The organism is Lentilactobacillus sp. SPB1-3, from assembly GCF_026913205.2.
In the GTDB taxonomy this organism is placed as follows: domain Bacteria; phylum Bacillota; class Bacilli; order Lactobacillales; family Lactobacillaceae; genus Lentilactobacillus; species Lentilactobacillus terminaliae.
This window is the reverse complement of the sequence record NZ_CP168151.1, coordinates 626411-638592: the sequence shown is the minus strand read 5'-3', so window position 1 is coordinate 638592 and position 12182 is coordinate 626411. Positions and strand designations below refer to the sequence as shown.

9 protein-coding genes are annotated in these 12182 nt (G+C 37.5%); 2 read left to right on the top strand and 7 right to left on the bottom strand.

All coding sequences use genetic code 11. The features are described 5' to 3' along the window. Positions 1–117: 117 nt before the first annotated feature. The 3 genes from ptsP to O0236_RS03155 form a co-directional block, all read right to left on the bottom strand. Positions 118–1854: a phosphoenolpyruvate--protein phosphotransferase gene (ptsP, locus tag O0236_RS03165; RefSeq protein WP_268912718.1), complete on the bottom strand. Its 1737-nt coding sequence runs from the start codon at positions 1852–1854 to the stop codon at positions 118–120. 4 nt (positions 1855–1858) lie between these two features. Next, positions 1859–2125, bottom strand: coding sequence for a phosphocarrier protein HPr (locus O0236_RS03160; RefSeq protein ID WP_268912717.1), 267 nt, complete (start codon positions 2123–2125; stop codon positions 1859–1861). Between the two features lie 123 nt (positions 2126–2248). Then, positions 2249–2443, bottom strand: a complete 195-nt coding sequence (locus O0236_RS03155; RefSeq protein WP_268912716.1) for a hypothetical protein — start codon at positions 2441–2443, stop codon at positions 2249–2251. Positions 2444–2577: 134 nt separating this feature from the next. On the opposite strand from O0236_RS03155, the gene O0236_RS03150 reads away from it, so the two are divergent. Together O0236_RS03150 and O0236_RS03145 are read left to right on the top strand one after the other, a co-directional pair. Next, positions 2578–4815 (top strand): ATP-dependent Clp protease ATP-binding subunit, encoded by a 2238-nt coding sequence (locus O0236_RS03150; RefSeq protein WP_268912715.1) that lies wholly within the window; start codon positions 2578–2580, stop codon positions 4813–4815. 135 nt (positions 4816–4950) lie between these two features. After that, positions 4951–6030 (top strand): MucBP domain-containing protein, encoded by a 1080-nt coding sequence (locus O0236_RS03145; RefSeq protein ID WP_268912714.1) that lies wholly within the window; start codon positions 4951–4953, stop codon positions 6028–6030. 49 nt (positions 6031–6079) lie between these two features. Here O0236_RS03145 and O0236_RS03140 read toward each other — a convergent pair whose 3' ends face one another. The 4 genes from O0236_RS03140 to O0236_RS03125 form a co-directional block, all read right to left on the bottom strand. Continuing rightward, a complete protein-coding gene (locus tag O0236_RS03140; protein WP_268912713.1) occupies positions 6080–7504 on the bottom strand; it encodes a C69 family dipeptidase in 1425 nt (474 codons plus the stop codon). A gap of 26 nt (positions 7505–7530) precedes the next feature. After that, positions 7531–9105, bottom strand: a complete 1575-nt coding sequence (locus tag O0236_RS03135; protein WP_268912712.1) for a peptide chain release factor 3 — start codon at positions 9103–9105, stop codon at positions 7531–7533. A gap of 155 nt (positions 9106–9260) precedes the next feature. After that, positions 9261–11285, bottom strand: a complete 2025-nt coding sequence (locus O0236_RS03130) for a CDP-glycerol glycerophosphotransferase family protein (protein WP_268912711.1) — start codon at positions 11283–11285, stop codon at positions 9261–9263. 12 nt (positions 11286–11297) lie between these two features. Next, on the bottom strand, positions 11298–12137 hold the full coding sequence (locus O0236_RS03125) for a hypothetical protein (RefSeq protein ID WP_268912710.1): 840 nt from the start codon (positions 12135–12137) through the stop codon (positions 11298–11300). Positions 12138–12182 lie beyond the last annotated feature (45 nt).

Below are 12182 nucleotides of genomic sequence, written 5' to 3'. Positions count from 1 at the left end.
GAACGGCTACAAGATAATCATTGTAATTATATTTGTTTCAAAAATGTATTGCAAACCAGTAAAACAACAAACCGGCTGATAATTGAGTAACACCAATTTATTAGCCGGTTTGTTAAGTTATTTATAAGTATCTTCGTGGTCATCATATAAGGTACGTTTTACATCTTTAACTACCTCTGAACTTGTTGAATAAAAGCTCAAAGTACGGTTAGCCAGAGCCACCATTTTGTCAGAATCTAATGTACTTATCAATGAACGACTTGGTAAGATTTGTCTGGCACTCATGGAGTATTCATCTAGTTCCATTCCCAGTAAAATTGGGATGGCCAACTGATCCCCAGCCATTTCACCACACATACAAGCTGGAATCGAATTTCGATGACAAGCATCAATTACCATCTTGATCATTCTGAGTACTGCCGGATTATGCGGCTGGTAAAGGTATGCCACCTTTTCGTTACCTCTGTCGGCCGCCATTGTGTACTGAATTAAATCATTAGTTCCAATACTCATGAAGTCGACTTCTGCAGCGAATTGATCAGCTAATATCACAGTTGATGGCACCTCGACCATGATACCAATTTTAATCTCGCCAACCTTTAATCCATCAGATTTGACTTTAGCCATCTCTTCATTAAAGACTGTTTTAGCTTGTCTTAACTCTTCAATGGTCGCAATCATCGGAAACATAATTGATAATTTACCAAATGCCGAAGCTCTGATGAGCGCTCTAAGCTGAGTTCTAAAAATATCCTCTCGGTCCAAGCTTAACCTGATTGCTCGATATCCTAAAAACGGATTGGCTTGTTTGGGTGCTTGAAGATACGGGACTGGCTTGTCTCCGCCAATGTCAGCAGTTCTGATCGTCACAGGACGATTATTCATCAATTCCAAAATATGTTTGTAAATCGTAAATTGCTCTTCTTCAGTAGGCAATTTGTCAGTACTCATATACAAGAACTCAGTCCGAAATAAGCCAATGGCTTCTGCACCGTGCTGAATAGCAAACTCTACTTCGTCATCCGAACTAATATTGGCAGCCAATAATGTTTCTTTGCCATCATTAGATACGGTTCTTCTAGCAGTTAATTTTTCTAAAAGCGCCTTCTGTTGCTGATACTCTTGCTGCTTCTTCTGATATGTCTCAATCTGATCTTCATCTGGGTCAACTATTACATCCCCAGTCAAGCCATCGACAATCACAGTATCACCATCGTGTACATTTCCAATGATATTCTCCAATCCAACGACCGAAGGAATCGCTAATGTCCGCGACATAATCGCAGAGTGAGATGTTTTACCACCCAAGTCAGACACTATCCCCTTAACTAGCTTGGGGACAAATTGTGCTGTTACACTTGGGGTCAACTCATGAGCAATAATAATGACTTGTCGATTAACGAGAGCTGGATCATTCAAAGAAACTCCAAGCAAATGACTCATTACCCGCTTGATAACGTCATTGACATCGTCAGCACGCTGTTTCATGTAAGCATCAGTTAACGAATTAAAAGCATCCATATATTTATTGGTAACTGTGTCCAATGCGGATTCTGCATTAACTCGTTTCTGCGATATAAGCTGGGTCACTTGTTCGAAAAATTCAGGATCAGATAAAATCTCTATATGTGCACTAAAGACCTCAGCTGCATGTCTACCGAGGTCTTTTTGGGTTCTTTGATGAATTGTAAATAACTCATCCTTAGATAATTGCACTGCTTGATTTAAGCGTTCAATTTCTTCGTCTGGGTTATCCACAGTATATGTTGTAAATGAAAGATCAGGTTCGACTAGCAGAAATGCTTTTTCAATAGCAATCCCATCACTAGCAGCAATCCCCTTGAACATTTTCATTTTATTAGTCTATTAATCCTTCTTGTTTCAAAGTTTCAGTAATAGCTTCAATTGCTTGCTTCTCGTCATCACCGTCTGCTGTGATAGAAACAGATGCACTTTGACCAACTCCGAGTGACATAACACCCATAATTGACTTCAAGTTAACTGATTTGTCTTGATATTCAAGTGTAATATCTGAATTGAATTTGCTTGCAGTTTGAACAAGAAGAGTAGCTGGACGAGCGTGAATTCCAGTCTCAGCAGTAATGTTATATTCGTGTTTTTCCATTGTTATCATTCTCCTCTGAGTTTATTGGCTTAAAGATAGTTAAGTCAAATCATCTTTACTTACTAAGAATATCAATTAATAAAGCAAAATACAAGTTTAAATGAACCGCTTACAGTGTTTTTTTCATTCGCTTTCCGTTTTTTCAAAGGTATAGACAACCGTACCACCTTTTTGTGCAGTACCAATCACTCGCTTTCTTGCCTCAAAATCCATAAACGCCTCTTGAAAATTCATAAAATCTGCCGGCTCCACTTTAATTTCAGAGACCTCACCGCTTCGTAATTTTTGCAATTGATCAGTGAATTCTGCTTTCTCCATAGCTGCCTCCTTAATATGAATCAATATACTTGATTCTATAGTTGGTTATTGTATAATACTTTTCGAAGGTCAAAGTTGGTCAGTATTTTTTGACCAAAACCTTTATTCTTAATTTTAAAGGAGGAAAGCAATTAATGCTATGCCAAAATTGCCATCAAAATGAAGCAACTATCCATTTATATACAAATGTAAATGGTTCAAAGCAAACAATTAACCTTTGCCAAAATTGCTATCAACTCCTAACTAACAGACAAAGAAATCAGGGAGGTGCTCAAGATATGGCACAAGATCCATTTGGATTCGGTGGATTAGATGATATTTTCCGAGCTATGCAAAACGGAAATCCTGATATGAACAATAATCCACAATCATCAATCCCACCTACTCAACCACAAGGCCCTACCAACGGTGGTCAAAATGGTCGTTCAGGTAACGGAAATTCATTACTTGATCAATATGGTATCAACATGACCCAACTTGCTAAAGATGGAAAAATTGATCCAGTTGTTGGTCGAGACAATGAAATTCAACGAGTCGTTGAAATTCTTAATAGAAGAACAAAGAACAACCCTGTTTTGATTGGTGAAGCCGGTGTTGGTAAGACAGCCGTTGTTGAGGGATTAGCTCAACAAATCGTCTCAGGCGATGTTCCTGCTAAACTGCAAAACAAACAAGTTATCCGTCTTGATGTTGTTTCCTTAGTTCAAGGAACTGGAATCCGTGGCCAATTTGAGCAACGGATGCAACAATTAATTGACGAAGTTCAGGGTAACCCTGACATTGTTTTATTCATCGATGAAATTCATGAAATCGTTGGTGCTGGTAATGCTGAAGGCGGCATGGATGCTGGTAACGTTTTGAAGCCAGCACTTGCCCGTGGAGAATTTCAGCTTATTGGTGCAACAACCTTAAAAGAATATCGTGACATTGAAAAAGATTCTGCATTGGCTCGTCGACTACAACCAGTCACTGTTGAAGAACCTTCTCCAGAGGAAGCAGTCAAAATTCTTAAGGGAATTCAAAAGCGCTACGAAGATTATCACCATGTTAAATACACTGATGATGCCATCAAAGCGGCTGTTGAATTATCTGACCGTTACATTCAAGATCGTTTCTTACCTGACAAAGCCATTGATTTATTAGATGAAGCTGGTTCTCGTAAGAACTTAACTATCAACGTTGTTGACCCTTCAACAATTGAAGAAAAGATCAAGAGTGCTGAAAGTCAAAAACAAGACGCCTTAAAGAACGAAGATTACGAAAAAGCTGCATACTACCGTGATCAAGTATCTAAATTGGAACAAAAGAAAGCCGATGGCAACATTGACTCTGCTTCGATTCCAGAAGTTACTGAATCTGATATGCAAAAAATCGTTGAAGAAAAGACTGATATTCCAGTTGGGGACCTGCAAGCACAGGAACAAGAACAACTTAAGAACCTTGCTCCTAACCTTGAAAAACACGTTATTGGTCAAAATGACGCCGTTCAAAAGGTTGCTCGTGCAATCCGTCGTAACCGTGTCGGATTCAACGGAACTGGTCGTCCAATTGGTTCATTCCTATTCGTTGGACCTACTGGAGTTGGTAAAACTGAGTTAGCTAAACAACTTGCTTTCCAACTATTTGGTTCTAAGGATTCAATGATTCGATTCGACATGTCTGAGTACATGGAGCCACACTCAGTGGCTAAGTTGATTGGTTCACCTCCTGGATATGTAGGTTATGATGAAGCTGGTCAATTGACTGAGCAAGTTCGTCGTCATCCCTACAGCTTGATTTTGTTGGATGAAGTTGAAAAAGCCCATCCAGATGTCTTGCACATGTTCTTACAAATTCTTGACGATGGTCGTTTGACTGATAGCCAAGGACGGACAGTATCATTTAAAGACACCATCATTATCATGACCAGTAATGCAGGTACAGGTGATTCAGAAGCAAACGTTGGTTTTGCCGCTGCTGCTTCAGGAACTACCCACTCTGTCATTGATAAGTTAACCAATTACTTCAAGCCAGAATTATTGAACCGATTTGATGACGTCATTGAATTCAATGCCCTTTCAAAGGATAACTTGCAACACATCGTTTCATTGATGATCGATGATGTTAACGAAATGTTATCTCAACAAGGACTCGTCATTGAAGTTTCAGATGCTGCTAAGAAGAAGTTAGTTGACCTTGGCTTTAACCCTGCTATGGGTGCTCGTCCATTAAGACGTGTCATTCAAGAAGAGATTGAAGACAAAGTTGCTGATTACTACATTGATCATTCAACTGAGACTAAGCTACTCGCTGATGTGATCGATGATCAAATCGTAATCTCAGCTCCAGATAAGCAAGCACCAATTAAAGATGATTCTAAGAAATCTGAATAAATAAGTTCAAAAGCCACTGATAAAAATATTATCAGTGGCTTTTTTATTGTTGATATCAACCTGTTCTATAGATTGACTACCCTGTTTTTATGATATAATTTTGTTTAGAATACTTTAATCGGGGGTGAATTACGTATGGCATTTATGGGCTGGATCAACCAGAGAATCAACCGTTTTTCTAAGCGGGCAAAACAACGCAATCGTTTTAGTAAACGCCCTCGCAAACAACACCCTGCACAAGATTCAACCCCCACATCATCCACTATTCAATCTCCCACTCCTAAGGAACAATTGACTGAGGAAGATAAAACAACTCAAAAAGTTAATTTGCCAGAGCCTCTAGTGACTTCCGTCACGATTTTTTATCTTGACGCTAATGGTAATTTCTTGCATGATCCTGATATTTTAGTTGGTAAAAGCGGGACTGTGTTAAATTTAAGGCTTCCAAAATTTGATGATTATATCTTAGTGGATGTCGATGGTTTTTCAAATCGTTTTAAAGACAATGATCAATCAATTACATTTTATTACACGCTCAAATTTGCGGCACCAATTAAAATTTATTCAATCGACTTAGATACATCAGCTATGTTGTCCCCAGTGTCTATGGTTTCAGGGAAACTAAATCAATTATATGATATTTCCGCACCAAAAGTCGCCGGCTATAAAGTTACTAATAGTATCGGCAAGAAATACGGTTACTTTAGTACACAAAGCCATGATGTTGTATTTTATTATCGTCATGAACAGTGGCAAACTGTTCAGCCAGTTGAATATTATATTAGGTTACAATCTACGCATTCGGTTTATGAGCGACCTAACGGCAATACCGCTTTGAAGAGCCAATTACCTAATGGATTGATTATCAAAGTATTTTTGAAAGTTGTCACTCAGGACAATCAAACTTGGTATAACATTGGCGGTACTCAATGGATCAATGGTTCACAGAGTATTATCAGCGATGCGCCAACTGAAATTGAAGCTGTTCGTATTACTAAATTGATTTCTCAATCAACTGAATTATCTGGCTACATTGACTACGTTGATGAAAAAATGGTTAATTTATATGACCAACCATACGGTCACACAGTTCAACGTGTGGCTAACGGTACTCAAGTTAAAATTACCAGGATCCTCATTGATGATCAACAAATCAAATGGTACTTATTGGGTCAAAAAGCCGTTATCCCTGCTAGATACGTAATTCTCAACTAAAAAAACCTGTCCGCGCAAACTTAATTGCGTTGACAGGCTTTTTTGTTTATTAAAGATTCTTATCCATGTTGTAGGTTAATTTTGAAAGAGTCAATCCCTTTTCAAATAATCGATGCATGAAATCTTCAACATCTTTTTTCATGAATTTAACAACTTCATGGTTTTGTCCAGTTAAATAATTAGTGAGTTCATCGCCAGTTAATGACTTAGCCTCAACCAAGCTATTCTGCACATGTCGACGTAATTTTTCCTTAGAAGCAGTTAAAAAGTCAACGTCATCTTGGATGAAGTTTGAGTAATGTGATTCAACAAGGACGGACAGTTTACGATACATCCAATATGCACTCTCGTCATCACAGTGAACTGGGGTGTTTGAATAACTTGGATCAGTATCAGTAACATTACCAAAGAATGGCACGTATGGACTAAATGCAGGAACACCAAATGAAAGCCACATAATTGCTGATGATTCTTTGTTAACATCATTTCTCAATTGAAGAACGTGTGAGTTTTGCGTTCTGTTCATTGAAATAGGTCTGAATTTAGTCTTAGTATCTTCATTTCCTTGAGCCAATGGATCATATTCAGTTTCGTTGTAGTGAGAGCTCAAGATATATTCAACATCTTCAACGCTGATTTTTTTGTCAGTGTAGCAAATAAATGGCAGATCAGAAGAAGTAGGTTCCTGGTGAATTTCAGGGTTTAAATATCTTTGACCAAACCAAACACGTGGGGTGTTGTAATGACGGTCTTTTTCATTGTCAGTACCAAAAATGTGACGGAAGTTGAAACCTTCTTTGTCAGTATTCAAATGATATGTTTCAACGAATTCTTGAATTCCATCTGAAAACATAAAGTTATCTGGATCATGAAAGTCAACTTGTTGGATAGCAACTTGGTTAGCAGTAATTGCGTATGCGTCATCAGGGATTCGTTGGGCAACCCAATGGTGTCCGGTAACGATTTCCATATACCATACTTCATCGTTATCTGAGAATAACACAGCGTCACCTTCTGGTGAACCATACTTTTTAATCAGATTGCCAAGATATGAAACACCATCTCTGGCAGAATCAATAAATGGCAAAACCATTGATTGCATAGAATCTTCAGCCAAACCATTTTCAACTAATGGATCATATGCCAAGGCACGTTCATTACCATACACACTTTCAGTGGCACTCATGGCAACGTTCTTTTCATTGAAACCACTCTCGGCGTAAACCCCTTCCTTATCAACTTCAACGTTTGGAGTTGCCAAGTAACGGTAGCCACTTTCAGGCATTTCAGCTGTAAAACCATTTTGATTTGAAATCCAAGTTTCTTTACGGCCAGAAACAGCTTCATGAACATAAAAACGTTGAGGTGTTAAAGGTAAGAAAGTATCGTCGTTACGTGCGATCATCGTTGAACCATCGATTGATGCATTTTTCCCAACTAACACACTTGTACATGCTGACAGATGTTTACTCATAATTAAACTACTTCTTTCATTATTTTTTATAGCTTAGCGGTCAACTTAACATCAGGATACTTATCGGCAAACCATCTAAGTGCAAAATTATTCTCAAACAAGAATAATGGGTCACCATTCCGATCCTTAACCAACAAGTTTCTTGAAGATGACATTCTCTCATCCAACTGATCTGGATCGATCCATCGAGCAGTTTTTTTGCCCATTGGCTCCATGGTTACTTCAGAATTATATTCATTTTGCATTCTGAATTGGAAAACTTCGAATTGAAGTTGTCCCACGGCACCTAAGATGTAGTCATTAGTTGAGTAAGAAGTGTACAACTGCACAGCACCTTCTTGAACCAATTGATTAATTCCCTTATGAAATGACTTTTGTTTCATAACATTCTTAGCAGCTACTCGAACAAATAGTTCTGGAGTAAATTGAGGTAATTTTTCAAATTGAATTGATTGCTTTCCAGTATAAATGGTATCGCCAATCTGGAAGTTACCAGTATCGTACAAACCAATGATATCTCCAGCAACTGCGTTCTTAACGTTCTCTCTGGTGTTGGCCATAAATTCAGTCACGTTCGAAAGTCGCATCTTCTTTTGAGTTCTGAATAAATTAACATCCATTCCCTTTTCAAATTCACCGGAACAAACTCTAACAAAAGCGATTCGATCACGATGATTAGGGTTCATGTTAGCTTGAATTTTAAAAACGAATCCAGAAAATTCGTCACTGGCGGGGTCAATTGCTTCACCCTCTTCAGTCTTATGTGCGGTTGGTGCCGGAGCAAAATTAAGATAAGCATCAAAAAATGTTTTCACTCCGAAATTAACCAATGCTGAACCAAAGAACACAGGTGTCTGATCACCAGTTTTAATCTTTTCAGTATCGAATTGATTGCCAGCGGTTTCTAACAAATCAATATTATCTTTAGCATCTTCAAATTGAGGATCTTCGCTCAACTCTACATTGTCAACGGGATTGTTATCATCGTCTAATTCAACCATCACTGAAGGATCATCATGTTTATACAGCTCAACACGGTGGTTATAACGATCAAAAATACCAGTTAATGTTTTACCCATACCGATTGGCCAATTCATTGGATATGCTTCGATATCCAAAACTTCTTCCAATTCATCAATCAAATCCATGGGTTCTCTTCCATCACGATCTAACTTATTCATGAACGTAAATATCGGAATTCCACGCATTTTACAAATTTGGAATAACTTCTTAGTCTGAGGCTCGATTCCCTTAGCAGAATCAATTACCATGACAGCTGAATCAACAGCCATTAAAGTCCGATAAGTATCTTCAGAGAAATCCTCATGTCCTGGAGTATCCAAAATGTTGATTCGCTTTCCGGCGTAATCAAATTGCATCACAGAACTAGTAACTGAGATACCACGTTTTTGTTCAATTTCCATCCAGTCGGACTTAGCAAAGTTACCTGTTTTTCTAGCTTTAACCGTTCCCGCTTCTCGAACAACTCCACCAAACAAAAGTAACTGTTCAGTAATAGTAGTTTTCCCGGCATCGGGGTGAGAAATAATTGCAAACGTTCGGCGCTTTGTGTCCGCCTGTTTTAATTGTTTGTCTGTCATATTTGTTCCTTTCACTCGCAAAATCTATCAGTTAATTCTAACACATTTTCATAGCATACCAAACTCTCAGTAAATAGTGTCATAATCCCAACTGTTTAAAGCATTTACATTTAAAAATCCAGCTACTGTCAGTAATTGACGATAGCTGGATTTTTTTAAATACCTTTTTCAATTTGCTGCATAACGTAGTTAACAACCTTTAATGAACTAAGTCCGTCATTAATTGCACAGAAACGATCATAAAAGTTCATAAATTGTTTATTAGCACTCATATCAGGATGTTTGAATGCGTGCTGTATTTCTTCTAACAATTGTTCAGGAGTGTTAGCAATCTTACCGGGCAAATCTTTTTCATAATTAAGATAGAATCCACGAAGTTCTTCCTTATATAAATGATAATCGTAAGGATAGAATAAAATTGGTCTTTTCAGATAAGCGTAATCGAAGAATACTGATGAATAATCAGTAATCAATAAATCTGAAACTAAGTACAAATCAGAAATATTTGGATGACTAGAGAAGTCATAAACAAAGTCTTGATAATCTGAGATGTCTAATGCATTGGAAATCAAGTAATGCATTCTTAAAATCAAGACGGCGTCATCACCAAATGATTTTTTAAAATCATCCAAATCAAATGGTAACTCAAACGTGTACTTACCCTTTTGTGCAAACTGATTATCACGATAAGTTGGCGCGTACATTACCACTTTTTTATCTAGTGGAATTCCCAGTTCTCGTTTAAGGTCATCAATTTCGCTTGGTTTAGTATTGATTAATTCATCATTTCTGGGATAACCAATTTTTAAAATCTGGTTATTAAATCCAAATGCCGAACGGAAAATTTGAGTTGAATAATCATTAGGTGACACTAAAGCATCCCAGCGATTAGCTTCCTTGACGAAGTTCTTGTGGTACTTAGCAGTCGTTGTTCCTGGCATTGATACATTCTCAATATCAAGACCTAATTTCTTCAACGGCGTACCATGCCATGTTTGAATATAAGTAACGTAACTTGGCTTTTTAACCCAAGATGGATATCTGGCATTACTGATCCAGAATTGTGATTTTTCAAGTGTTCGAACCCACTTACTTGTTCGACGAACCACATAATTGATCCCGTGTTCCTTACAGTAACTCTTCAATGATCTGTCAATTGACCAAATCATGTTGATTCCTGGATATAATTTTTGGAATAATTGATAAATTGCATATGGGCTATCACTGACCTGTCGGCCACCAAAACTTTCAAACACAATGGTCGTATTATCAAACGGTGAATGACCACGTTTGAACAAACGACGCATACGAAACAAATTTAACTTGTCTTGGATCATATTGATAACATCGATTACGTTGCTGGCTTTACCACCAGCTGCCATGACCTTTTGGCCAAATGAAGCACCTTGGAACTCTCTAACAACGATGGTGTTATCAAATTGTTTCTCTAACATCACTTCACGTTGACCTGGTAATGCTACATCTGTTACCTGGCCAGCAAGAGATTTGACACTGATCATCCGTTGCTCAATGTTCTTGTCATCTAGTTCGTAATTAATATATAGCTGACATGCTGAATTCTGTGGGATATCAGTTAATGGAATGGCAACCGTAAACATACCAGCAAATAATTTTTCAGTAATCGGAAAATCTAGTTTGGTATTGCTAGCTTTGCTCTTTAAAATTACTCGTTGGTTTTTAATGTTAGAACCGTTGATTTTATTGTATCCAGTAATTTCGAGGCTGTCGGCTGTCAAGTTGACTGAGTTAATCATGAATTGATCAGCAGACTGATTGGTACGAATATTAAAGTTCGCCATCCCTACTGGATCAGAATTAAACTGGTAGTAACTGGTTAACTCTAATTGATGCCTATCACCTAAGTACTCACTCTCAACCTGAATAACTTCTTTTGAACTGTTATTGTTAGTTACAAAATAAATCTGCCATTCAAACTCGGTTTGATCACTATTATCAAAATGAAAATCTTGTGCGTTGATCGAAATTCTAATAATATTGTGGCTTAAAATTTTGCTGATCGGTTGCATGATTGACGCCCGACTATTTTTTTCAACAAACAAAATATATGAATTCTCAAGAGAACTAACCACATCGAGCAATTCAAACTCTAATACTTGGCTGTTCTGTTTTTGATGAACTCCAGAAAGTATTGCACGCAATTTTATGTCCCCTTAATAATTAAAGATTCGTTGCTTAGGCATATATTTAGCAATATCCACCAAATCAACTGAGTCTAAATAAATTTCCGTATCTGTTAATTTCATATTCGCAAGCAGACGATTATAAAAACCGTTGATACTATCATACCGCTTAAAATCAGAGTATGAGATCACCTTGATTGAAGGAGTCTCGATATTCGACTCAAAGGTCTTAATCGTATCATCACCTGTATCAGCATTCATAACTAATTCTTCAGGTGCCTCAATGACAGCGGAGTTTCCTAACAGATAACTAACCATTTTGGTTGTTTGTGTTTTAGTGAATCTAAACAATAATTCTTGATTATCGTTCAACAATAAACTCTCAAACATTTCGTCATTCCGATATTTTTCAACACCAAACAATCTCTCATGATCGTAATTGTTGACCTGAATCACTTGGGCAGATTCATCAAAAATAATTGTATGAGTTAGCACATCATCAACAAATAACGATTCTGCTCGGAGATCACCCTCATCAGTGACATATCGTCGAATGATACCTTGAGTTGCATTCATTTCATGGGCATTTAATCCGTCAAAAGATTCATTGGTAATTTCTTCTTCTTTTAGTGGAACACCTGCATCGTCCTTAAATACATCGAATAGACTAGTCATACGGATGTTTTCAAGATTTATATTGCCACGAATGTTTTGCATATTCTTTCTAGCTTGATAAATTTCATCAAAATTAGTCATTGCAAGTAGGACAGCAATTTCGTAATCATTACTTTGCAAAGCCTCGATTTTACTAATAAAGCCTGGTTTCTTTAAACCAGCAATCGATGTCACCAAAAATAGTGCTTGCTTCATGATTTCCTCCCGATAATAAAATATCCCTAGTCTAATCACTGGGGA

Excerpts from the sequence above, each read along its gene's own strand:
- ptsP (WP_268912718.1), bottom strand. The coding sequence starts at position 1,854 with ATGAAAATGTTCAAGGGGATTGCTGCTAGTGATGGGATTGCTATTGAA.
- O0236_RS03160 (WP_268912717.1), bottom strand. The coding sequence starts at position 2,125 with ATGGAAAAACACGAATATAACATTACTGCTGAGACTGGAATTCACGCT.
- O0236_RS03155 (WP_268912716.1), bottom strand. The coding sequence starts at position 2,443 with ATGGAGAAAGCAGAATTCACTGATCAATTGCAAAAATTACGAAGCGGT.
- O0236_RS03150 (WP_268912715.1), top strand. The coding sequence starts at position 2,578 with ATGCTATGCCAAAATTGCCATCAAAATGAAGCAACTATCCATTTATAT.
- O0236_RS03145 (WP_268912714.1), top strand. The coding sequence starts at position 4,951 with ATGGCATTTATGGGCTGGATCAACCAGAGAATCAACCGTTTTTCTAAG.
- O0236_RS03140 (WP_268912713.1), bottom strand. The coding sequence starts at position 7,504 with ATGAGTAAACATCTGTCAGCATGTACAAGTGTGTTAGTTGGGAAAAAT.
- O0236_RS03135 (WP_268912712.1), bottom strand. The coding sequence starts at position 9,105 with ATGACAGACAAACAATTAAAACAGGCGGACACAAAGCGCCGAACGTTT.
- O0236_RS03125 (WP_268912710.1), bottom strand. The coding sequence starts at position 12,137 with ATGAAGCAAGCACTATTTTTGGTGACATCGATTGCTGGTTTAAAGAAA.